Source organism: Photorhabdus sp. RM322S (assembly GCF_042879395.1).
Classification (GTDB): Bacteria; Pseudomonadota; Gammaproteobacteria; order Enterobacterales; family Enterobacteriaceae; genus Photorhabdus; species Photorhabdus khanii.
Genome location: NZ_JBHFKW010000023.1, coordinates 47,109 through 72,704 on the forward strand (window position 1 = coordinate 47,109; position 25,596 = coordinate 72,704).

The 25,596-nt window shown below is 46.8% G+C and carries 15 protein-coding genes; 5 read left to right on the forward strand and 10 right to left on the reverse strand.

Going from position 1 to position 25,596, the window contains the following annotated elements; all coding sequences use genetic code 11:
• Positions 1–3: 3 nt before the first annotated feature.
• On the reverse strand, positions 4–8,844 hold the full coding sequence (locus ACGF63_RS14570; protein ID WP_387631650.1) for a filamentous hemagglutinin N-terminal domain-containing protein: 8,841 nt from the start codon (positions 8,842–8,844) through the stop codon (positions 4–6).
• A 498-nt stretch (positions 8,845–9,342) separates the two neighbouring features.
• Between ACGF63_RS14570 and queF the strand changes: the two genes are divergently transcribed.
• From queF to xni, 3 genes are all read left to right on the forward strand, one after another.
• The gene (gene queF, locus ACGF63_RS14575; protein WP_387631653.1) at positions 9,343–10,191 is read left to right on the forward strand and encodes an NADPH-dependent 7-cyano-7-deazaguanine reductase QueF; all 849 of its coding nucleotides are present in this window, start codon (positions 9,343–9,345) and stop codon (positions 10,189–10,191) included.
• Positions 10,192–10,300: 109 nt separating this feature from the next.
• The gene (gene ppnN / locus ACGF63_RS14580) at positions 10,301–11,668 is read left to right on the forward strand and encodes a nucleotide 5'-monophosphate nucleosidase PpnN (protein ID WP_152964118.1); all 1,368 of its coding nucleotides are present in this window, start codon (positions 10,301–10,303) and stop codon (positions 11,666–11,668) included.
• Between the two features lie 66 nt (positions 11,669–11,734).
• Positions 11,735–12,493 carry a flap endonuclease Xni gene (gene xni, locus ACGF63_RS14585; protein ID WP_387631657.1) on the forward strand — a complete coding sequence of 253 codons (759 nt, stop codon included), beginning with the start codon at positions 11,735–11,737 and terminating at the stop codon, positions 12,491–12,493.
• On the opposite strand, the gene ACGF63_RS14590 is transcribed toward xni, so the two are convergent.
• The 8 genes from ACGF63_RS14590 to ACGF63_RS14625 all read right to left on the reverse strand — a co-directional run bounded on the left by ACGF63_RS14590 (position 12,490) and on the right by ACGF63_RS14625 (position 22,627).
• On the reverse strand, positions 12,490–13,866 hold the full coding sequence (locus ACGF63_RS14590) for a TolC family outer membrane protein (protein ID WP_387631663.1): 1,377 nt from the start codon (positions 13,864–13,866) through the stop codon (positions 12,490–12,492). The genes xni and ACGF63_RS14590 overlap by 4 nt on opposite strands.
• A 2-nt stretch (positions 13,867–13,868) precedes the next feature.
• Positions 13,869–15,197: an HlyD family type I secretion periplasmic adaptor subunit gene (locus ACGF63_RS14595; protein WP_387631666.1), complete on the reverse strand. Its 1,329-nt coding sequence runs from the start codon at positions 15,195–15,197 to the stop codon at positions 13,869–13,871.
• A 66-nt stretch (positions 15,198–15,263) separates the two neighbouring features.
• Entirely contained in the window at positions 15,264–16,988 is a 1,725-nt protein-coding gene (locus ACGF63_RS14600) for a type I secretion system permease/ATPase (protein WP_036843766.1), read from the reverse strand.
• Positions 16,989–17,079: 91 nt separating this feature from the next.
• Positions 17,080–17,466, reverse strand: coding sequence for a protease inhibitor Inh/omp19 family protein (locus tag ACGF63_RS14605; RefSeq protein WP_021323496.1), 387 nt, complete (start codon positions 17,464–17,466; stop codon positions 17,080–17,082).
• Between the two features lie 58 nt (positions 17,467–17,524).
• Positions 17,525–18,976, reverse strand: coding sequence for a serralysin (prtA, locus tag ACGF63_RS14610; protein WP_387631670.1), 1,452 nt, complete (start codon positions 18,974–18,976; stop codon positions 17,525–17,527).
• A gap of 1,178 nt (positions 18,977–20,154) precedes the next feature.
• The gene (rlmM, locus tag ACGF63_RS14615; protein ID WP_152964123.1) at positions 20,155–21,255 is read right to left on the reverse strand and encodes a 23S rRNA (cytidine(2498)-2'-O)-methyltransferase RlmM; all 1,101 of its coding nucleotides are present in this window, start codon (positions 21,253–21,255) and stop codon (positions 20,155–20,157) included.
• Positions 21,248–21,643 (reverse strand): DUF423 domain-containing protein, encoded by a 396-nt coding sequence (locus ACGF63_RS14620; RefSeq protein ID WP_036843770.1) that lies wholly within the window; start codon positions 21,641–21,643, stop codon positions 21,248–21,250. Before ACGF63_RS14620 ends, rlmM begins: the two co-directional genes overlap by 8 nt.
• Positions 21,644–21,706: 63 nt before the next feature.
• Complete coding sequence (locus ACGF63_RS14625) at positions 21,707–22,627, reverse strand: transcriptional regulator GcvA (RefSeq protein ID WP_036843772.1); 921 nt, start codon at positions 22,625–22,627, stop codon at positions 21,707–21,709.
• A gap of 449 nt (positions 22,628–23,076) precedes the next feature.
• On the opposite strand from ACGF63_RS14625, the gene csdA reads away from it, so the two are divergent.
• On the forward strand, positions 23,077–24,285 hold the full coding sequence (gene csdA, locus ACGF63_RS14630) for a cysteine desulfurase CsdA (protein ID WP_152964124.1): 1,209 nt from the start codon (positions 23,077–23,079) through the stop codon (positions 24,283–24,285).
• 3 nt (positions 24,286–24,288) lie between these two features.
• Positions 24,289–24,768 (forward strand): cysteine desulfurase sulfur acceptor subunit CsdE, encoded by a 480-nt coding sequence (gene csdE, locus ACGF63_RS14635; protein ID WP_152964125.1) that lies wholly within the window; start codon positions 24,289–24,291, stop codon positions 24,766–24,768.
• On the opposite strand, the gene tcdA is transcribed toward csdE, so the two are convergent.
• Positions 24,740–25,552, reverse strand: coding sequence for a tRNA cyclic N6-threonylcarbamoyladenosine(37) synthase TcdA (tcdA, locus tag ACGF63_RS14640; RefSeq protein WP_152964126.1), 813 nt, complete (start codon positions 25,550–25,552; stop codon positions 24,740–24,742). The genes csdE and tcdA overlap by 29 nt on opposite strands.
• Positions 25,553–25,596 lie beyond the last annotated feature (44 nt).

The following is a 25,596-nucleotide window of genomic DNA, read 5'->3' on the forward strand; positions in this document are numbered from 1 at the left end:
ACTCTAAAGAATTGGGAATGCGGTATTGATATTTCCATGACGATCTAAGTAACCGCCAATTGTTACACCACTTGGCGATACACCTTCCCATTTTCCTCCTGGTTGTACTGTACCATTTTTATAAGCGCCTCTGACTTCTGACATTATTTTCTGGCGATTCCATGATTTTGGGAAGAAAGTCGATTCAGTACCTTTTTTCATCCATTGCCCTGTTTGAGAGTTAAATACTTCAATCTTTCCACGATAAACTCCTTGAGCATTTGGTGGTGTAGTGATCTCAGTAATACGTGCTTTTCCCTGATAACCGATACCAGCTTCATGATGGAATCCCACAGCTTTTCCTTTCTTATTAATTTCACCATGAAAAACATGCTCAGAATTAATTTTTGGAACTGTTTTAGGCTTGGGGGCCAATCTTAGCGTATCACGAGCTTGATTAATCAGCTTAGAAGCTTCCCCAACGTTGCCTTTTTGTAAGGCTTTCTCTGCCGCCTTGATAGTCTTCCCGGCGGCATCACCCGCACCCGGAATAATCGCTACTGCGGCAACCAGATAATCTAATGCGCTCTCAGCCTCAACAAAGCCTTTGATATCCCCAATAACGGGCACAAAGTCAGTACCAACGCTGATAATTTCCCCGGCTTGCTTACACGCCTCCGGTGACTGCTGACAAAAGGCGCTCTTTTTCTCCTCGTAGGTTTTGATTGTGCCTGATTTTTCTTTCTCTGCTGCGGCCAGAAGATGGGCCAGTGAATTGTAGACAATGACAATTTCACCGGCATTGGCACCGCTGTTAGCGCCCTCTGCGCTATTGGTCGCAATCGCACCCGCAACACCGCCGATAATTTTGCCCCCCGCCTGAATGTTCATCGGGTCGCTGAAGGTTTTGTCCAGCGTTATAGCCGCTAATTCAGCGGCCAACGCTCCCACCGCTGCCCCTTTGGCATCACCGCCCCCCATTTCTGCCGCAAGGGCTGCAACCGCCGCATGGCTGAGGGCTTTACCCGGCACTCCCAGAATTTCCCCGTTATCCCCAATCAGTTTGGCCCCTTCCGCATTCATCTGGTTACCGATATTGCTCAGTAACGCCGCTTGCAGATTATCCGTAAAACTGCCGCCATTCATGGCTGTACCCAGTGTTGAGCTCACGACGGAATGCGCCGCAATCCGCTGGGCCACCTGACTCCAGTTATTGTTACTCAATAAGGGAAGCTGCGCTTTTATCGGATCGACCACGCCTGTTCCTTCGACTAATTTTCCCCAGCCCATCGTGTGGTCCAATCCGCCTAATGCCCCACCTACCGCTATTTGGGTCACCAGGGAGTTGACGGCGTCGCGCTGCGCTAAGGTTGACAGTGTTTGGGTGAGATCCCCTTTATTTTCAACTAAAGCCACCGCCGCCTGCGAAGCTAACCCTATCATTCCGCCATACGCCGCCCCATAAACCGCGCTCGCCGTGACACCGGTGGCACCTGTCGCACCCACAGCACCGCTTCCCGCCCAGGCCGCCAGGCCAGAGCCCGCCGTGACCGCAGCCACCGCAATCGCGATCACGGCCCCTGCAACCGGGTTTAAGCGGGTGCTTTTTTTGTCCCAATGACGGTAGGCGTCTTTAACCTCATTCCACCGGACATCATTGCGGTCTTGCATATTTTTCAACCATTCGGTACCGGGGGTGTTACCGAGTCCCGCTAATACGTCTTCCAGTAACTGTCCGTCTTTAACCTTCACATCCGCACTGATGCCTTTCGCCGCCTCCACCGTCAGCGTACCGCCAACCTGTACCGACGGGATGATCCAGGTCTTTTCACTGTGGCCTTTATCGCGGTGCGTGATGAAAAAACCGGTGGATGTCGTGACGGTCTGCTCAAAAGCCGTATTGGGCATCGCCCGGAAGTTCACTTTCCCCGTCTGGCTGGTGATTTTCGCGTTTTTCTGGGTGTCTATCCGGCTCGCTTCCAGGGTCACGTCATCTTTTGCCCTCAGGTTGATATCCCCGCCGGCGGTAAATTCGGTGACTTTATTGGTTGAACGCTCTTTTCTGCGGGTTTCCGTCTTAGAGCCAAAAATTTTACAGGATTTAATGCCCAAAACGCGGTGACAGCTTTTCTTCTCTTCTTCCCATCGGTAAACCTCCTCCATGGCTTGCGCATAAAGAAAGCCGCCTGTTGCCGTGATATCCATCACGCCTCTCGCGATGAGTTCCGTGGCCTGGAATAAAATACTGCCCTGAGCGCGGAGCGTTAATGCGCCGCCACTTTTCAACTGACTGGCGTGTTGCGTAAAGCGTCCACTGTTCCCTTCCCGGATAAATTCAGGCAACGATTCAAAACGCACATTTCCCCCGGCGGAAAGCCGCATATCACTGCCGGATGTCAAATTTGTGCCGTATGTCAACAGGTTACCTGTCGCCGTTAAGGTGAGGTTGTGGGCGGCGTTGATGGTGCCGGTGGCATACAGATAGTGTTGATCTTCATCGTTAACAGGCGAATATTTCTGGGCAGAGAAAATGAAATCCCGACCGGCGTTAATCAACACGCTTCCCTGCGTTGAAGTTAATCGGGCTATCCTGCCCACGATATCGCCCCCCGCACTGAGTTGCAGCTGATCACCTGCGGTGATTTGGGTGATGGATCCCGCTAAATCGGCGACACGCAACCGGCTTTCTGACGTGGGGTGACGGGACATATCGATATCGTGACCGGCGCTTAATGTGACTTGTTGCCCGGCATTGAGACGGGCTCGCCGCAACAGTAAGTCATGGCCGGCAAACAGATGAAGATTGCCCGCCGCGTTTAATTGACTCTGGCTGGCATTCAGGTGACGACCCGCACTGAACGTCAGATGGCGTGATTTATCGAATGGGGTGCCGTAGAGATCCAGATCGCGGCCCGCTGAAATCCGTAAATGATCCCTGGCCGAAAGACCAGACCATGAATAAGACTGATCCCTGCCCATCCGGATGTCGCCTTCATGCACGAGTAATTCAACATTTTCCCCTGTCAACTCAGCGTGATCCGCGGCAATATCATGGCCGGCGATGAGGGTCAGGTTTTTCTTTGCCGCCAATTTAGCCCGGCGGGCATTAATTTTATGCCCCGCATTTAACGTCAGGTGAGTGGATTTATCTAACAAAATCCCCTGGAGATCCAGTTCCTGACTCGCAAACAGATGCACGTTGTTGCCGGCCGAAATACGTGAGCCGTCGCGGCCCATTTGGATGTCACCGTCGCGTGCGAGCAGCTCAACATTTTCCCCTGTCAGCCCGGCGTCACGGGCGGTGATACCGTTGCCCGCCATCAGGGTCAGGTTTTTCTTTGCCGTCAATTTAGCCCGGTTGGCATTAATTTTATGTCCGGCGTTTAACGTTATATTGTCGGCTTTATCTAACACCATACCGTAGAGATCCAGTGCGTTACCGGCAAACATCTGCACCTGGTGATTGGCCAAAATACTTGCGCCGTCACCGCCTATCCGGATGTCACCTTCACGTGCGCGCAGCGCAACATTTTCGCCTGTCAGCCCGGCGTCATAGGCGGTGATACCGTTGCCCGCCGTGAGGGTCAGATTTTTCTTTGCCGCCAATGTTCCCCGGAGATCCAGCCTGTTACCCGCGACCATCTGCACCTGGTTATCCGCCGAAATACGTGAGCCATCACCGCTTATTCGGATGTTACCTTCACGCACAAGCAGTTCAACATTTTCCCCTGTCAGCCCGGCTTGATTGATGGCGATATCGTGGCCGGCCATGAGGGTCAGATTTTTCTTTGTCGCCAATGTCCCCTGGAGATCCAGTTTGTTACCGGCGACCATCTGCATCTGGTGATGGGCTGAAATACTTGCGCCGTCACCGCTTATCCGGATGTCGCCTTCACGCGCGAGCAGCGCCACATTTTCACCTGTCAGTCCGGCGTTATAGGCGGTGATATCGTTGCCTGCTATCAGTGTCAGATCCTTCTGTGCCGCCAGTTTGCTGCCGTTAACCTCAATTTGACCTTCACCGATGACTGACAGGTCATTTTCCGCCTCGAGGTGCCCCATGCCGGTAATGTCACCGGCATGCAGCAGAATATTTTTAGCGGAGATTAATGCACTCCCCCTGAATTGATGAATAAAGTCAGCCACCACATTCAGCGCGGCGGAGAGTGTACCGGCCGTCCCGTTAAAATGGTTACCGGTTAAGATGAGATTGTTCTGCGCCTTAAACTGGCCGCTGTTATCAAGCTTTGTCGCATTGATATACGCATTCGCGCCCGCAGTGAGGTTGGCGCCGCCCGAATGACTGAGGGCTGTGGTGCGAATAACGATATCCCCCTGCCGGGTTTTCAGTGTTGCTGAATCGTTGTCAACACGGGTGCTGAGGTGGCCGCTTGCGTCTTTTTGCAGCCAGAGATGATGACGGGCTTCAAGCCACGCATGCAGCCCATTGTGCAGGCGATCAACAAATAACCGCATATCACCGCCTGCCACAATCTGCCCCCGGTTATCCAGCGTGTTTGTCGCCAGCGTGATATCTTTCCCGGCCTGCACCTCACTCTGTTCCGCTGTTCTTATTGCCTGACTGCTGACGGTGATGTCCGTTTTCGCCTGCACCTTGCCCAGCGTCACTTCGCCATCAGCAGTCACATGGAGGGTGCCTTGCGTTGCCGTCAGGTGGGTCAGGTTAACTTCCTTACCCGGCTCGGTACTCACCAGCTGAATTTTATCGGCAGACATGCCTCCCGACGACGGGATATTAATCGCTTCCCAAGGGGTATCACCTTCCCCTGTGATGGGGATCAGGGTGCCACGTTTGACATCAATCCGGTTGGGGCCGTGTGTCAGTGTCAGGTTTTTCGCCTGTATTTTGCCGTTAAATAGGGCGGCCCGGCTGAGAATATCGACATCCTGCGCCGTCGCCTCCAGCCCTTTTTCACCCAGGGTCAGGGTGCCTTTTTTTACTTCTAAGGCCGCTAACGCCCCGTCTTTATCCAACACCGGCTGACCGGTGGATAAGGTGATCGCCGGGGTCTGGATAAAGCCGCAACCGTTACAGGTCATGCCATTCGGGTTGGCCATGAAGACCGCGGCTGTTTGCCCCGCCACTTCCAGCAGGCCCTGTAAATTTGAGGCAATCGTCCCCACCACTTCATGAATAATCAGCCCTGCCGATTGACCGTTGAAGTTGGGGTTTGCCTTAATCGGCCCCGCCAGGACGGATGAGGTCTCAGCGGTCGCATTATTCAACACCACGCCTAAGGCCCCGACATTAAACGTCTGATAACGGTTATGCGAAATCCCCCGGGCATTCGGCGCCGCAATATGAATAATCGGGCGATTGTTTTTCAAGGTGATGCGGGTTTGCTTATCCGCCAGTATCAGCCCGGGTATGCCACCGGCTATTTCCGGGACAGGGAGGGTCAGCCGGGGGGAATGGCCTGAGGCGAGGTCAATCAGCGCCGTGGTCACCGGGGTATACTTGCCTTTGGCTGAGTGCAATGCAGTGCTGTTTTTAGCGACGGTGGTCGCCCCTGCTGCCGATAAGGGGGTCTCCGTCATCGTGTGGCGGGCAATCAGGGTTAACGTGTTGCCGGCGGTGACTGGCCCCATCTTCATCGCGTCACCACTGGTCAGGGCAATATCTTTTCCCGCCGTCAGGGCAATGCCCGCCAGATTTATCCCTGCGCCCGCATGGATTTCAATATTTTCATCCGCTTGCCATTGGCTGAACGGGCGCAGAGGCGAGAGAGAAACGTCAATCTTCCCATTGCTGGCTAAAAAGATATTTTTCGCCCGGTTAATTAATGTATTTGCCAGAGAGATATTGCCGTCAGCGATCAAACGGATATCGCCTGGCGTTGTCGTCAGCTTGACCGCCTTACCCGGTTCGGTACTGACTACCCGGAGCACATTGGCCTCTATGCCGCCCAATGGCCGGGTTTCAATCGCTTCCCACGAGGTATAACCTTCCCCTGTCAGGGGGACAAGGGTCCCGCGCTTGACATCAATCCGGTTGGGCCCTTGGGTCAATGTCAGGTTTTTCGCCCGGAGTTTACCGTGAAGCTGTGTGGCCCGGCTGATAATCTCGACCTTATCCTGTGCCGTTGCATCCAGCCCTTTTTCACCCAGGGTGAGGGTGCCTTTTTTCACGGTTAAGGCCGCTAACGCGCCCTCTTTATCAAACACCGGTTTCCCGGTCGAGAATGTCACTGCCGGGGTATGGATAAAGCCACAGCCATTACAGGTGATGCCATTCGGGTTGACGATGACGACCGGGGCTTTTTTTCCCACCACTTCCAGCAGGCCTTGCAGATTTGAGGCAACCGCCCCCACGACTTCATGAATAATCAGCTCAGCCGGTTGACCGGTGAAGTTCAGATTCGCGCTAATGTGCCCGGCCAGCAAAGACCGGGTGTCGTGGGTCGCGTTATTCAATACCAGTCCTGAGGTCCCGACATTAAATGCCTGATAACGGTTATGTGAAACGCCCCGGGTGTTCGGGGCTGCAATATGAATAATCGGGCGATTGTTTTTCGAGGTGATGCGCGTTTGTTTATCCGCCAGTTGGATCCCGGGCACTTCCCCTTCGACTTCGGCGAGATTGAGGGTCAGTTGCGGCGCACCGCTTAATGCCCGGTCAATCAGCGCAGAGGTGACCGGCGTATACTTTCCTGCAACGGCATTATACTTTCCTTCAGCTGAGTGCAATTCGGTGTTGTTTTGGGCGATTGTCGTCGTCCCTTTGACCAGCAACCTGGCGTCAGTATCTACAATCTGACCGCCGGCATTCAGGGTTAAATTGTTACCGGCCGTGAGGGTGCTTTTTATTATCGGGAATTGAAATGGGGCAGCGGAGGGTTCATTTTCCTCATCATCAATATCGTCCTCATTGACAGCGTATTTTTTATCGCCATTTTCATATTCATAGGCGTCTTCCGTACTGATATCAAGCGCATCACCACTGGTCAGGGTGATATCTTTCCCCGCTGTCAACGACAGGGTTCGCAGATCAATCACTTTTCCCGCGTGAACCTCAATATTTTCATCCGCTTCCAGGTGACTGAGCTGGTGCAGACGCTGGTTGATGAGCGCGTGTTGAGTTTCATCATCAAGTCGAATCCCCCCAGTGCGGTTCTCCTCATCATCAAAATCCGCATAGGCAGCCATTTCAATCATCCCATTGGCCGCCATGAAGATATTTTTCGCCTTATTGATCAGAATATTTGAAAGATTAATATGACCCTCGGCGATAATGCGTAACCTGTTATCCGCAGAGAGCGTGGTGAATGCCGATATTCCTGTCGGGGTATAGTCGTCGCCGGAGACCAAAGAAAGCAGCCCCCGACGGGCAAGCAAGGTCACATCACGACCGGCGATATCATAGCCCTTCACATGAAGATGTGACTTTCCCTCCAGCAGGACATGGTTCCCGGCGGTTAAATTTCCGCGGTCTAAATAGACGGTTTCTGCGTCAATGGTGACGTTTTGTTCGGCTTTCATTGACGCAGAATTAACTAAGTCGTTGGCGGTGAGCGCAATGTTTTTCCCGGTGATTAACGCCGGATCATGGGGTTTCTTACCCGCGTTAACATGGTCCTTGTCCAAATCAAAACGAAAGACCTGTTTAAATGTCGCCGTCAGATCTCCACCCGCGCTGAGTTTACCGATGCTATTCCCCCGATGGTCTTTTATCGTTTTTGTTGAAAAATTTTTGCCGGTCAGGGTGAGATTTTGTACCGCGCTTAACTCGCCAACATTGTTTATCTCGTCAGCGGTAATGCGGTTGTTTTTACCTGCGGTAATGATCGGGTGGCTTTGCCCGGCCGGATTGACGTTATCCAGTTGGGTTGCTTTAAGGGTGATATCACCGCCCGCCCGGATTTGCCCTTGATTGTGGAGTGCTTTGGTGGTCAATGTCAGATGCTGACCCGCTTGCACGCGGCTTTGTGCTGTCGTTTCAATGGCCTTGCTGTTGATGTTGATATCTGTCCCGGTCTGGACTTCCCCCAGGATAATTTTACCCTCCGCGGTCAAACGGATAGCGTCCTGGGTGGTCAGGTGGGTGAGATTGACGCCGACGCCGGCTTCGGTAGCCACCAGCCGGATTTTATTGGCATACATACCGCCTAAGGCTTTGGTATCAACGGCTAGTTGCGGTTTAACACCTTCTCCGGCGATAGTGTTAACCGTGCCGTCTTTTAAATTGATGCGGTTAGCGCCTTGCGTCAGCGACAGGTTATTCGCCTGAATTTTTCCATTTAACTCCGTCGCCCGGCTGATGATATCGACATAATCTGTTGCTTTGCCATCCAGCCCTTTGCCGCTAATGGTGATCTGGCCTTGTTTAACTTCTAATGCTTCCAGCGCCCCCTGTTTGTCAAACTGGGGTTTCCCGGTGGTCAGGGTGGTCGCGGAAGTGTTGATAAAACCACAACCATCACAGGTAATACCGTTGGGGTTGGCGATCATTACGTTGGCTTTATTGCCGACAATTTCCAACTGACCTTGCAGCTCAGAACGCCCGTTGCCGGTGACTTCGTTAATAATCAGTTCCGCCGCGTTATCTTTCAGATTAGGGTTGGCGTTAAGTTGCCCGGCCAGTTGTGACTGTGCTACCTGAGTGGCGTTATTGAGTACGGCACCCTGAGTGGCAACGTTAAACTCTTGATAGGTGTTGTGGGATATCCCCGCGTTATTCGGGGTTGCGATATTCACCACCGGGACATGACCCTGATTTTGTACCTGCGTTTGGCTATTATCCGGCGTTATGCCGGCGGCGATTGCCGGATGAAGGGGATAAACGGCGGTAAGGTAAATTAAAAGATAACTCGTGGCCCTGACCACCGGGGTGTTGCGCTTATCCATCGTACTGTCTCTTTTCTTAAGTTAATCGAGCTTTGGTGATAAAACGGTAATCTTTCCATAGAAAATATTGATAATTTGATAGTGACATAAGCAAACTATTCTAATGTGTGATTATTTATCTGTCTGAATGGATAGTACGAAATGTGATCAAGATCGGGTTGTTTAATCCTGATAATGGGGAATGCGATGTATTAAATGCTAGTAAGTGGCGATAAGGATGGAAATGCTATTTTTTTAAACAATAAAAATTCTTTTGATTTTTTAATGGTATGACATCCCCAATCCAGCAGATGTGTGGCATTCTGCTTATGTATTTGGGGATGTTTTTAAATGGGTTGGTCAGTATTCTGAAAGCCCTATCGGGCTTTTCACCTAAAAACAGAGGTTCCCCAAGGCTGATTAATAAAACAGGCCAACAAATAAAATTCTGACAAACACCATAACTTGCTACACTTGAACGATGACTACTATTACTACGATCAAATTTTAAGGAATAACATGTCGTTATATCAGGATCACCAAGCTCTTGAGCAACTTACATTGGGTAAAACCACTTTCTATCGTGACCAATATGATGCCAGCTTATTGCAAGCAGTACCCCGCAGTATGAACCGTGAGCCGCTGAAAATTTTCTCTGATAATTTACCGTTTCACGGTGCTGATATCTGGACATTATATGAACTGTCATGGCTGAATAGCCGTGGCCTGCCACAAGTTGCGGTCGGGCATGTCAGCTTAAATGCAACGAGTAAAAACCTGATTGAATCTAAAAGTTTTAAACTCTATCTGAATAGCTTTAACCAGACCCGCTTTGAAAACTGGCAAATTGTCGAAGAAACACTACAGCGCGATCTGGCCGCTTGTGCTGAAGGTCATGTGGAAGTAATACTGCATCATTTGGATCATTTCAGTAACCAACCCATCTCCGCTTTTACCGGTGAATGTATTGACAATCAGGAGATTGAAGTGACTGAATATAATTTCAATCGTGATTATCTGCAAGGTGCAGCACAAGGCCCACGGGTGGAAGAAGTTTTGGTTAGCCATCTGCTGAAATCCAACTGTCTGATTACCCATCAACCTGATTGGGGGTCTATCCAAATTCGCTACAAAGGACCCAAAATCAATCGGGAAGCATTGTTACGTTACCTAATATCATTCCGGCATCATAATGAATTTCACGAGCAATGCGTTGAGCGTGTTTTCAATGACTTACAACAGTTATGTGCTCCAGAAAAGCTCTCAGTCTATGCGCGTTATACCCGACGCGGAGGATTAGATATCAATCCGTGGCGCACAAATAATGAAGACTTTGTTCCAACAACAGGCAGGCTGGCACGTCAATAAATCAATTTTCTGAGTGCCGTTTGTTTAAAATAAGCTGAAATAGGCAATGTAATACATTCAGTTTAGTGATATTGATGTGTAGCCCATACACGGTATAAAGGAGTCATTCTTGATCACACATATCAACCCACTCGGCTCAATGGATTTATTATCTCAACTTGAAGTAGATATGCTAAAGAGTACCGCAAAAAGTGATCTGTATCGCCTGTTCCGTAACTGCTCACTGGCTGTACTCAATTCAGGTAGCCAAACCGATAATAGTAAAGAGCTGCTCTCTAAATACACAGATTTTGATATTAACGTATTGCGCCGTGAGCGCGGAGTAAAACTGGAACTGGTGAACCCACCAGAAGATGCATTTGTTGATGGGAAACTTATCCATTCACTGCAAGCTAATTTATTCGCAGTACTTCGGGATATCCTGTTTGTTCATGCTCAGATTACCGATTCAGCACAACAGCATCATCTCGATCTGGCAAATAGTGCACATATCACCAACAGAGTATTCTCTATTCTGCGTAACGCCAGAGCGCTGCATACCGATGAAGATCCCAATATGATCGTCTGTTGGGGAGGCCATTCAATTAGTAAGCAAGAGTATCAGTATGGCCGTAAAGTCGGTAATCAGCTTGGGTTACGTGGACTCAACATCTGTACCGGCTGCGGCCCTGGTGCAATGGAAGCACCGATGAAAGGCGCAGCTGTAGGACATGCCCAACAGAATTACAAAAATAGCCGCTTTATCGGTATCACTGAACCCTCCATCATTGCGGCCGAACCCCCTAACCCACTCGTGAACGAACTGGTTATCATGCCAGACATAGAAAAACGTCTGGAAGCTTTTGTTCGCATTGCTCACGGCATCATTATTTTCCCAGGCGGCGTCGGCACAGCAGAAGAATTACTCTATCTGCTCGGCATTCTGATGAACCCGGAAAATCAGGGGCAAGTGCTGCCATTGATTCTGACCGGCCCGAAGGAGAGTGCGGACTATTTCCAGGTCATGGATGAATTTATTATTCACACATTAGGAAAAGAAGCACGACGCTATTATCACATTATTATTGATAATGCGCCGGAAGTTGCTCAAGTAATGAAAAAAGCGATGCCATTAGTGAGAGAGAACCGACACAGTACCGGTGATGCATACAGCTTTAATTGGTCAATAAAGATCAACCATGATCTGCAACAACCATTCGAGCCAGTACATGAAAACATGGTTAATCTCAATCTCTATCCCGATCAGTCACCCGAAAAACTGGCGGCATCGCTACGCCGTGCTTTCTCTGGGATTGTTGCAGGTAACGTGAAAGAGATTGGTATTCAAACGATTGAAAAACATGGCCCATTCAAAATCCACGGTGATGCTGAAATAATGCGCCGTATGGATAATCTGTTGAAGAACTTTGTGGGACAACACCGGATGAAACTACCCGGTGACACAGCCTACGAGCCCTGCTACGAAATTATCCGCTAGAATTACCCAAGAAAAATGATGTCTGCTCCACGGATGGAGCATAACTCTGCTGAATAGTGACCTAATATGATACACCTTCTGATTGTTGATGCCCTTAACCTTATCCGCCGTATTCACGCTGTGCAGGGTAGCCCATGCATTCCCGCTTGTGAACATGCGTTAAGGCAGTTGATCCAACATACCCATCCCACACATGCTGTTGCCGTATTCGATGAAGCAGACCGCAGTAATAGCTGGCGCCACCAAATATTGCCTGACTATAAAGCTGGCCGTTCACCAATGCCCGATAATTTGAAACAAGAAATGCCGCAGATCAGAGCGCCATTTGAGCAACAAGGGGTTGCCTGCTGGCACGCGCAAGGGCATGAAGCCGATGATCTGGCAGCAACGCTGTCAGTAAAAATCGCTTCCTCTGGTCACAGTGTGACAATTGTTTCTACCGATAAAGGTTATTGCCAGTTACTTTCACCGAATATCCGTATCCGGGACTACTTCCAGAAACGCTGGTTGGATATGCCATTTGTTCAACAAGAATTTGGCGTTTTACCGGAGCAGTTGCCTGATTACTGGGGCCTGGCGGGTATCAGTAGCAGTAAGATCCCTGGAATCCAGGGAATCGGCCCTAAAACCGCAGCCACTTTACTGCAACAGGCCGGTACACTGGATAACCTTTTCCAGAACCTCGATCAACAGCCCGATAAATGGCGCAACAAACTGGAACCAAATAAAGAAATCGCTTTTATCAGCCGGGAAGTTGCGTCATTACGTACCGATCTGGCTTTAACTGGCAATCTGCAACAACTCCGGCTGACAACGGCAAACTAGCGAAAATAACCGGCTATTTTATCCAGATGTTCGCCTTTTAATTCTCCGGCCTCATTAAGCAGGCCGATCCAGGCTTTAATATAGTTATATTTTGCCTGAGAAAGATCACGCCGGGCAGTATATAACTGTTGCTCAGCATTCAGGACATCCACATTAACCCGCTGTCCGAGAGCAACACTTTTGCTGGTCGCATCTACCTGCAAGCTGGCTGATTCAACGGCTATTTCATAAGCATTAATCCGTTTTTCGCTATTCAGGTACTGATTATAGTTGCGTCGTAATGCATTAAGGATTTCTCCCGCCTGAGCATCAAGATCATATTTAGTTCTGCCATATTGTGCCGCTGCCTGACGCACAGCGGCAGACGTCCCGCCACCATTATAGATATTCATGCTCATCCGCAAGCCAATGGTATCGGTTCGATATTTTTGATCTACCGTATTATCGCTGCTGGATTCGTTTTCAGAATGGGAGGCGTAAAGTTCCAGCCTGGGTAAATAGCCGGCCTGGTTACGTTGCACCTCATAATACGCCGCTTTCACTTCCTGACGGGAGGCGGCCAGAGCCGGATTGTTAGCTAATGCCAATTTTTCCCATTCCTCATAACGGCCAGGCGACAACTTCGATATCTGAAATTGTTTTTTACTCGATAATCGCTGTACCGGTAAATCAACAGGCAGAGGAACACCGACAATCAGTTGCAAACTGCGGATTGCCGCATCCAAATCGTCGTTGGCCGCTATCTCATCGGCAACAGACTGACTGTAACGGGATTGTGTTTCCACCACATCAGTACGAGTCCCCTCACCAGAAGTAAACAATTTCTTATTCAGTTCCAGTTGTTTTTCATAAGCCATTTTCTGCCGTACGACTAAATCAATCTGATCCTGCGCATAAGCCACATCCACGTAAGCATTCACGACCCGGACAGCCAGCTGCTGAAAATCTGCCCGAAAACGTTCATTACTCATCAAGGTGTGAGCCTGACTGGCTTTATAACGCGCCAATATTTCAAAATCCATCAATGGCTGAGTTATCACAATCGCTGCGTTATAACTGCGATATTGGCGATCCCGGGTTTCAGTGATCCTATTTCCCCGGCGATCATAACCAGCAGGATATTCCGTATGTTGCCAGTTCTTCGGTGAATTCTGATAAGACATCATCACTTTAGGTAACAATTCTGCTCTGCCAATTTTTTCGTACTCAGCCCCCCCCTCCTTCTCTTTTATTGCAGCAAGAAAAGTAGGATCATTTTCTAATGCCAGCGCATAAGCCTCTGTCAAACCTAGCGACCATGCAGGAAAAGAGAATAAACTGACGCTGAAAAGAATAAGCAAACCCACAGATAAAGAAGCATGATTCAATTTCATAATTACTCCTCTATCAACGATGTTGAAGCCCGATCCACCAATGGCTTAAACAGATAACTAAACAGGGAGCGGGAACCCGTTTTGACAAAGACCTCAACCGGCATCCCTGGCCTGATATCCAACCCTTTCAGTTTTTCCATCCCTTCAGGAGAAACAACGGCTCTCATCTGATAATAAGGTTGGCTGGTTGCAGGATCTACCAACCTGTCTGCGGAAACCATGACCACTTTTCCTTCAATTTTCGGCGTCCGGTTCTGGTTAAAAGCCGTGAACATCAGATCCACATCCATCCCTTTACTGATTTTATCCGCCAAATTAACCGCAACACGGGTTTCTACTTCAAGCGCCATCTGATCCGGCAGGATTTCCATCAGTTTTTCGCCGGGAGCAACAACACCACCTTGCGTAAAAACATTTAATCCGACAACTGTGCCATCAACTGGCGCGACAATTGAGGTATGGGTAAGTTCGAACTGTGCGGTATCCAGCTTATTTCTGTATTCGCTGGCAGCACCCTGCACCTCCGCCAATTGAGTACGAACTTCCCGCTGATAGTCTGCTTTACGCTGAATAATACGCTGCTGTGTTTCCTGTAACTGTTTTTCAAGCTGACCAGCACGTCCTACCATTTCCGCTATGCCGCTGTTGAGTTCAGCCTGCTCACGCAACAGCTCCAGATAACGGTTACGCGGGAAATAGCCCTCATCCGCTAAAGATTTAAGATTAGTTATCTGTTCCTTAAGCGCCACCTGCTGCACTCGCTTGCTGACAAGAGAAGATTTCAGCCCTTTAATCTGAAAATTTGTGCCTTCGGCAGATTGTTCCAGCCCTTCCAAGTCGCTTTGCAGCATTTCACAACGTGATGCAAACAGTTGTTTTTGCAGTACGATGATCTCTTTCACCCGGGGTTCAGATTGTAATTGCTGTAATATTTCAGGGAAAATCAGAGTTTCATCACCATGCTGTTCCGCTAATAAACGGGCTTCCGTTGCCAGCGTGGTATACAGTTGATCCTGAATCGCATCAACTTGGGCTTTTGCCTGCACCTGACTGAGCTGAACCAGTGTCTGACCCGCTTTGATTGTTTCGCCTTCAACAACCTTAATCTGGCTGATAATACCGCTTGCCGGGGCCTGAACGGTTTTACGGTTGCCATCCACCACCACCACGCCTGAAGAGGCAACCCCTTTATCCAACGGCGCTAATGCCGCCCAAATAAGAAACCCCAGGATCCCCACCCCAATCACTAACCATCCTAGTCGTAAAAAATGCCTTTCTTCCAGAGGCAGCAATCCTTTTCCATCTCTTACCGGCGTAATCTGATCAGACATATCCACTCCCGGACAGAAATCTCCGTCTCAGCTATTTAATATTATTATGATTGAATGCCTATTTACTTATGATGCCTGTGCTACTGCCTTGGCCGCAGAATGTTCCTGATTTTGTTGCGATAAAGCCGCTATTACCTGCTGAGATGAGCCAAACATCTTCATTTTTCCCTGAACCAGCAACAATATTTTATTTGTCTGTGACAACAATGACATGCGATGAGTAATCACAATCACTGTTTTTCCTTGCGTTTTCAGTTGGGCAATAGCCTCATTCAGTGCTCTTTCCCCTGCTTCATCCAGGCTGGAATTAGGTTCATCCAAGACCACTAATGACGGCTCATCATATAACGCACGGGCAAGACCAATTCGCTGCTTCTGCCCACCCGATAACCCAACCCCTCCAGCACCAATAACCGTGTCATAACCCTTATCAAGAGCCAATACCAGCTCATGAACACCCGCTTTCTGTGCCGCCTTAACAACCTTTTCCGGCTCCACTTCATTAAAACGGGCAATGTTCTCAGCAATAGTGCCGCCAAACAGCTCAATATCTTGCGGCAAATAGCCTATTGAGGAACCCAGTTCATCTTTATTCCATTGATAAATATCGGCATTATCCAAGCGTACAACACCTTCCTGTGCAGGCCATATGCCGACAAGTAACCTGGCAAGGGTCGATTTCCCGGAAGCACTGGGGCCAATTAATCCCAGCACATCTCCCGCATCCAGCGTAAAGCTGACATCCTGTAAAACAACCTTGCTGTTTCTTCCCGGAGGCGCGGCGGAAACTTTATCCACAGCTAAATTGCCTTTTGGTGCGGGTAATGACATTCCCAGTTTCCGTTCCGGTTGTTGTTCTAACAGGTTTGTTAACCGTTGCCATGATAGACGGGCACCACTCCAGCCTTTCCAAGCTTGAATAAGCTGTTCAATCGGTGAAAGCGCACGCCCCATCAGAATTGAAGCCGCAATCATCATTCCCGGTGTAATATGCCCACCAATCGCCAACCAGCCCCCCAACCCGAGGATCAGCGACTGTAATGCCATACGCACGGTTTTAGTGACTGAATTAATCACTGAAGCCCGTTCACTGGCAATGCGCTGGAAATTCAGAAAACGTTCATGCAACCCAAACCATCTCCGACGAAGCACCGGCAACATGCCTAACGCTTCTATCACTTCTGCGTTACGTAAATTAGTGCTGGCAAGGCTGGCTGAATGCAGAGAGAGTTGACTTGCTTCGGATAAAGGCTGACTTGATAACCATTGATTCAGCGCAGCAAGGGCAATTAATACCAGAGCACCTACCAATGCCAACAAACCAAGCCAAGGGTTAAAAAGAAAAATAACCAACAGATAGATTGGAAACCAGGGAGCATCAAAGAAGGCAAACAGGGCATTGCCGGTCAAAAACTGACGGATATTTGCCAAATCATTGAGCATCTGACCCGCATCTGTTGTGCCATTTTTCAGATTTGATTCATAAGATGCGGTATAAACACGATTATTCAACTTCATATCAAGCTGGCTACCGATACGAATGACAATCATGCTGCGGATATATTCCAGCATACCCATCATGGTAAACATGCCAAGAGTAATCAGAGTCAACATCAGCAAAGTGATTTCATTGCCCGATGGCAACACTCTGTCATAAACCTGCAACATATAAACAGATGGAACCAACATCAGCAGGTTAATAAAGGCAGTGAACAACCCGATAGTCCAGAACACCCGGCTACGGGCACGAATGACATCAGTAATTTCATCCTTCGGGAGATGTAATTTCACAGTATTTCCTTAATCACTGTTTGATATATTTTTTTATCTTTCTAAAAAAATCGCCATCTGACGCTAACGTTTCCCGCCCTATCCACTTTTCTTATGCTTTGGGCTTCATCATCAATTCCCGGCCACCAGCAAAGCGGGCAAACCAGCCATCCGACTCCTGAGCGAAGAAAGCCAAACCACTGCCCTGCTCATCGGTAATCGTGATGCCATCAGGAGTAGGCCGCCACCCGGCAGGTACCTCGCCAAACATATCCGTCAAGCAGGCGCTATCACCGTTAAGTGACCAAATTGACCCCTCAGGTAATGGTTGGTCAGTCAATGAGACATCACATTGCTGATGTTCATCCGACAGTTGCCACACGCCTTTTAATTCACTGGCGTATGGGAGATGAAGACTACTTGCCATACTTCCTCCGATAACACTGAATACAAGAGAAACAAAGAGCACAAATTTCAGATACCAGGCTGAACAACTCATTCCGCCTCCAAACTAATAACCGCATCCAGTCAGATGCGGTTGTGTTGTTATGCTATTGCTATGCAAGGATAAAATCAGACTCCAATATCGGCTCTCCGACAATCTTCACCCAAAAATCATCGTAGGAGAATTTATCGCCCAGATTAATAGCGAAATCATTCACCTTATTAACCGTATCATAGCGAAGCACTGCTTCTCCGACTTCGCCAGTGAACTCCCTGACAAACTTAACGCCACCTTTCCCTGCTTCACCCAGATCGAACAACGACACATCAATCTTGTCCTCACCGGAAACGAAGTCATGGATCCAATCACGCTCAAGAGGGGGTGATTCTTTAGCGCTCAGGTAGACAAAGGTATCTTTGCCTTCCCCGCCCCAAAGCTGATCTGCGCCCAGACCACCGTAGATAATGTCATCACCGGCACCCCCCTTCAGAATATTCTCTGCGTCATTCCCGATCAGAATGTCATTACCACTGCCACCAATCGCATTTTCAATCGTTACGCCACGGGCAATAGAGACGTTTCCTTTCAGACCACCGACATCCGAGAAGGAAGCTTCATTCAGGTTGATGCGCTGATCCTGAGTAAAACCAGAGAAATCAAATGTGTCATTACCACCGGCATCCCAAGCAGTGAACAACAATTTGCTGTTCTCATCTTTTGCAGTAAAGAAGTCACGATCAGTGTTGGAGTTAAAACCATATACAGTGTCATCTGTACGGGTTGTATTATTAGCGCCATACACTTCCTGAATGGCAGAAATATCGTTAAGTAATGGTGCGGAAGAATAAATACCTTTAAAGTCTTGTCCGGTATTTTTTTCACCGAAATAACTCATGACCGTATAAGCCCGGCTATCTTCAAAATACGTGGCGCTCTTCTTATAAGTCGGTCTTTCCTTATCAGACGCATTATATGCAGCGGGATGCTCTAACCCCAATGTATGGCCGATTTCATGAGTAAAAGTCTGACGGCCATAACCGTTTACGCCAATATCATTTTCTGAGAAAGTGCGGCTTTTCAGGTTATACCAAGTTCCTGATTGTTTCGATTCAGGGCTGGGAAGATAAGCAAACGCATAGCTCCCCGTCAAACTAGCGTCAAAGAAACCAAAGGTAATGTGCGCCTTATCCGAATCAGTTGTTTCAGTGAAATTAATATTAGCGACATCAGTCCAAGATTGTATTGACAGTTTCGCAGCAGTTCTTTGTTCTTCATTAAATGCTGAAAACCCAGCAATATGCCAAGGCATATTATCCGGTTCACTCTCCAGAAAACTATAAGTTAATTGGAAAGTTTCAGACTTATCGTCGCCCTGATGCCCCCAGCGATAATCACCTCGAATTAATTCTTTTGCAGCATTTTTACTTGGCTCATGCTCAACAACAATATTAGGATCCTTACCTGGTACATAAGCCTGTAACTGTGTCTGAAGCTCATTTGCCTTTGCTGAGCCGATAAGTTCCGAGTATGAAATTTTCTTCTTTAAAGACATATATCTCTCCATAAATGCAGGACTTAGAATTTTTATTTAATTAAATACAAGTCAATAAAACCTGAGAACAATAGGCCCTCCCGGCCATACAAATAACAATGAAAATCCCTTTCACAACAACGTAACACTAAAGTTAATTATGTAAAAAGCAATTAACATATTTTTTTAATATAAACGTGATAAAAATAACATAAAACAAATAAGCGATTGTTTTGTATCACATAACTATTTAAGACAAAAAAAACACCGCTAATTTCTAATTGATATTTTATTATAACTAAATTATCTATTATTTAATTGTCCACAAAGTAAAATTTAAAAATTTTATAGAATTCCTATGAATAATTATAATTAGCAATTATCACCGTCAATCAAATAAACAGACCAAATACCAGATAAAAAACTCAATCTGCTTGCAATATTAGGTGTTCTGGGAAACCTGAAAGTAAATTGAGTTAGGCAATATCCATATAAAACCTATATGTTATTATTAATCAAAGTAACAACAACTCTGAGAAATCAGTAAATAAATTATATATAATAAAACAATCAATTATTTACTTATTCTTAAGAGTTTCATCAAAATACAATTAAACTATATTTATGATTTCCAAATAACAGATAAAGACATCAATATAGTTGATTGAATAAAATTAAAAATAGAATATAGAAACCAATAATTAACATTTTGCAACATGAATTGAAAGAATGTTATATTTATCTGAATAACTATCGCAATGACCATTTAACAAAAAGAAAATACCTCAATAAAACATCCTAATTAACCAATATAAAATAAACATCCAATTAATATATATTTATAAAATAAAACAAGATTACAACATAATAAAAAAACAAGAAAATATCCATTATAATTTACAGCCTTAATACATTTAACTATTTCATATTAAATCAATAGATCATTAAACGATCGCAATGATATATTGGATTTGTTATTTACCTTAAGTCAAGCAAAAAACCAACATTTACCAGACAAAAATCACGCAATATTAATTATTGCATTCAATCATGATGACCTCACCATATAATATGGTGTAATAGTTTATTTGTTGAATAAATGGAATAATGTCAAGCAATACTGGAAAATGAAATCGCCTCAGATATTCTGAGGCGATTTGGTAAACTTTATTTTCGGAATTTATTCCGGGATGCGGATGAACATAAGTGAATCAATAATCATCCCGGTTGGCTGCATAAGCAGACCAAATACGGCGGACATGAACAGTTATTTCTTCCCTGTCATGATAAAGATGCTTTGCTTGAATTTGCGCATTGATACCATTTTCTTTTAATTGCAGATGCATTTTCTGCAAATTATGCGCTACTTCTTCATAACGCTTTTTCATGGGTAATTTAAGATTAAAAATAGCTTCCCGGCACCAGCCATTAACCAGCCAATCTGCCATTAGCTGAGTCACTTTCGCTGGTTTTTCCACCATATCACACACCAGCCAATAAATATTTTTTGCCGTAGGTACAAATTTAAAACCATCAACTTTGTGATGTTTAACCTGCCCTGTATCCATCAAACTTTGCGACATCGGGCCATTATCTACAGCATGAACCATCATACTGCGTTTCACTAGCTGATAAGTCCAGCCCCCAGGACATGCGCCCAAATCAACCGCATACAAACCACTCGCCAAACGCTCTTCCCATTCGTCATAAGGAATGAAAACATGAAAAGCTTCTTCCAGTTTCAATGTTGAACGACTTGGTGCATCTGAAGGAAATTTCAGCCGGGGAATGCCCATATAAAATGGTGAATTATTATTACTGTAAGAATAACCAACATAACAACAACCCGGAGCAATAAAGAAAACGTGTATTACCGGGCGATTAGCGTTTTCTCTAATCAACAAGATCTTTTCCTGACGCATCGCATTACGCAGAGGAACAGTGAATTTCCGGCAAAATTTCAGTAACTCTTTGCTTTCGTTGGTATCAGGCACTTCAACCCGCAACTCACCTGCACGTTCCATAACGCCCTGTAACATCCCAATAATCGGGCTTATCCGATCTTCAGGAGATAAATCCCGCAATAATTCACCCACGACCAACATTTGACGGACAAAAATCAGCTCCCGGAATGGTATCTCGCGAATAAGCCGATCCGCGTCTTCATGTTGATAACACTCAAACAGGACATAGCCACTGTTATCTTTTACCCGGGCGAAACCGTAAATCTCTTTTTGACCCGCTTTATCGGTGATTTCTGCTGCGCACTCTTTTTCAAAACCAGGGCGGCAATATAAAGCAATTTTATTCATGGCGAAGCGCCGATTTCCTTAGACGCAAAGCGCCAATTAACACTAAGAGCCAGCCGATAAGAAAGCTGAACCCTCCAACTGGGGTAATATAAGTAAAAAATTTAGCTTGCAATAAAGCCATACAATAGAGACTGCCACTAAACAACAAAATGCCTACCGCGAAAAAGACCCCGCTCCAGTAAAACCAGAGAATAACTCTACGCATCAGCATGGCAGACATCGCCATCATTGCCAAAGTGTGGATACCTTGATATTGCAGACCGAGATCAATCCAACTTATCTGATATTTTGCCATCATCGGGGATAAGAAATGCGACCCGACAGCACCAAATGCCACATAGAAAAAACCACTTAAGCCAGCAAAGATAAGCATTAAACGACTATTCACTGTTATCTTCCTTTTTCACATTATATCTGAGAGTTCTTACAGCCCGAATACCTTATTCTTTTCTTATTCATTGGTAATAAAGCCCAGTTTCTCCTGCTCACTGGCTGCCTGTGCCAGCACCCATTGCCGGAATGCTGCGATTTTCCCCAACTCAGCCTGATTGTCATGACAGACAAGGTAAAATGCATTCTTACTCACTAATACATCATTAAATGGACACACTAAACGCCCGGCATCAATTTCAGTCCGAGCCATAACATTATTTGCCAGTGCAATCCCCTGACCATGCACCGCAGCCTGGATCACCATTGCACTATGGCTGAATATCGGCCCTTGCTGAACATTTATCTGCTGCTGCATATCAAGCTGGCGTATATAAGCCTGCCAGTCACGGCGGGAAGAATCGTGTAACAACATATGGCGTGCCAAATCTGCGGGAGTTTTCAGCGGGTTTTCCCCGGTCAGTAACGAAGGTGCACAAACGGGGAGCAAATATTCCGCATAAAGACGATCCGTTCGCAACCCCGGCCAGTTTCCACGGCCATAAAATATAGCCACATCAACATCATCAGCGAGTTTATCTTCTTCTCTGTTTACTGCCTGTATCCTGACATCAATTCCCGGATAAGCTAAATTAAAGCTAGATAACCGTGGAACCAGCCACTGGATAGCAAAACTGGGTGAAAGACTGACAGTCAAAGCACCTTTAGCACTTCGTGCCTGAAGTTTACGCGTTGCTTCATTAATTGATGTGAATATTTCTTTAATATCCAGATAGTAACTTTGTCCCTCTTCAGTCAACAATAACGATCGGTTGCGACGACGAAACAACTTCAACCCAAGGAAATCCTCCAGACTTTTCATCTGGTGGCTAACTGCGGCCTGCGTCACAAATAACTCTTCAGCCGCCTTAGTAAAACTCAAATGGCGCGCCGCAGCATCAAAAACCCGCAACGCATTCAATGGTGGTAAACGTTTGGACATGTGAGCCCTTATGCAATGTTGGTGATACCGGTAACTCTTTATATTTAGTTATTAGTTTTTGTAATCCGAATCATTATAAATTGTCCATTGAGGATACACCAGTAAATCCCTATAGTGGCGCCACTTCCTAAGCCGGAACGAAAAGTGAATTAGTTGTAACGCTATGAAACTTTTGGCTTTGTGGTTGTGATGTTGTGTTTGCAAGTTGTCTGGGAAACCAGACTATGTAGCTTAAGCTACTGTTTTTTTCACTTCCTGTACATTTAACCCTGTCTGTCCATAGTGATTTTTAATGCACCGCGCGATTGCGGTGCTTTTTTTGTCATAATAGCCGGAACATGGCAATATTATTCGATGTAACAACCTATCCATTTTCAGCCACAAGCAAGCGGATCATCATCACCAACAGAATAATCTGATCAATAACCACGAAACCTAATTAAAACACTATGAAAAAGTTCGAACCAGAACAGTTCCGCCGGCAATTCCCAGCCCTGCAACAACAAACTGTATTCCTGGATAGTGCAGCAACTGCCCTGAAACCACAAGCCATGATAAAGGTAACTCAGGATTATTATCAATACAGTAGTACTACTGTACATCGCAGCCAACATCACACAGCGCTGGAAATCACCTCTCGCTATGAAAATGCCCGTCAACAGGTTGCTGAACTCATCAACGCCCCAAAAGCCGAAAATATTATCTGGACAAAAGGCACAACAGAATCTATCAATCTGGTTGCCCAAAATTATTTCCGTCCCCATCTCCAGCCCGGTGATGAAATTATCGTTAGTGAGCAGGAACACCATTCCAACCTGATCCCCTGGTTAATGCTGGCGGAACAAATCGGCGCCAAGGTGATTAAATGGCCTTTAGGCAATGGCAAATTGCCGGATATCAATATGCTGCCTGAACTTCTGAACCAACACAGCCGATTAATAGCAATCAGCCAAATGTCCAATGTGACCGGCGGAGCTGTCGATCTGACTGCAATAACACAAATAGCGCACCAACATGGTTGTCTGGTCGTTGTTGATGGTGCTCAGGGAGTTGTTCACAATCCCGTTGATGTTCAGCTATCAGACATCGATTTCTACGCGTTTTCCGCTCATAAGCTCTATAGTTCAAATGGTGTTGGTGTACTCTACGGCAAAAGTGAGTTACTTGATGCGATGTCTCCCTGGCAAGGCGGAGGAAAAATGCTTACCCACGCCTCATTCAGCGGTTTCACACCGGAAGCTGTACCCTTCAGGTTTGAAGCAGGGACACCGAATGTTGCCGGTGTTATTGGTTTTTCTGCCACGCTGGAATGGCTAAAAGATATTAATATCGTCAAAGCGGAAGCCCATGCCGTCACACTCGCTGACTACACCGAACAACAACTTTCCGCTTTACCCGGATTTATCAGTTATCGCATTGCCGGTTCCAGCCTGTTGGCTTTTAATTTTGCTGACATTCATCACAGTGATCTGGCGGCTATTTTGGCAGAACAAAATATTGCCTTGCGCTCCGGTCAGCATTGCGCTCAACCACTGATCGAAGCTTTAGGTATCAACGGCTGTTTGCGAGCTTCTTTTATGCCTTATAACAATCAGCAGGATGCCGATTCTTTAGTTCAGGCTGTGAAATTTGGCCTTTCTCTATTACAGGATGAATAAAATATGGCTCAAGCAGCAGAAAACCTGACCGCACCACATCCATTTGGCAAGGAAATTAGCCAGCAACAGTTAGTTGAAATCTTTAACCAATGTCGCCAATGGGAAGATCGCTATCGCCAGTTAATCCTGCTAGCCAAGAAACTACCTGCACTCCCTGACAACTTGAAACAACAGGATATCGAAATGTCTGGCTGTGAAAACCGGGTTTGGTTAGGACATCACTTACTGTCAGATGGTTATCTGCATTTTTATGGCGATAGTGAAGGCCGCATTGTCAAAGGCTTGCTGGCGGTGATATTGACCGCGGTGGAAGGAAAAACACCGCAACAAGTTTTGAAAACTAACCTGTTGGCGCTGCTCCACCAACTTGGGCTGGAGCAACAGTTAAGCGGCTCACGGTTGAACGGCGTGAAATCGCTGATCCATACAGTGCAAAGCGCCGCAAAAAATTATATTAAAACGAGCCCTGACGTTGCGCTTTAGCAACCATCTTTTTCAGTGCATGGGAAACCGCAACAAATCCGAATGTCGCCGTGACCATTGTTGCGGCACCAAAACCCGATGCGCAATCCATACGTTTCGTCCCCTCCGCGGTGCTTTTAGCGGCACAAACAGAACCATCACTCTGTGGATAAACTAGCTGCTCAGTTGAAAACACACAATCAATTCCCAACTTGCCTTTACTATTCTTCACAACGTGATAATCAGATTTCAGCCTTTCCCGCAGCTTAGCCGCTAAAGGGTCCTGAATCGTTTTCGCCAAATCAACCACCTGAATTTGCGTAGGATCAAGTTGCCCACCCGCCCCACCGGTTGTGACCAACGGAATTTTATAACGACGACAATAAGCCAACAGCGCCGCTTTTGGCCTGACACTATCGATCGCATCAATGACATAACTGAATCCACCCGCCATCATCTCTGCAACATTATCTGACGTGAGAAAATCATCAATACACGTTACTTTACACTCAGGATTAATCGCCAGAATACGTTCAGCAATCACTTCCGTTTTTGGTTGTCCAATATGCTGTTTTAAAGCATGTAACTGGCGGTTGGTATTGGTGATACAGACATCATCCATATCAATCAGGGTGATCGCGCCTATTCCTGTACGCGCCAACGCCTCGGCGGCCCAGGAGCCCACCCCACCGATACCCACGACACAAACATGGGAATGAGAAAACAAAGAAAGCGCTTTTTGACCATATAAACGGGCTGTACCCGCAAAGCGCTGCATATATGCATCAGAAAGAGAAGTTTGCATCACTGAATATCAATCCTGAAAACCTGTTATAAAATTTGTGGAAA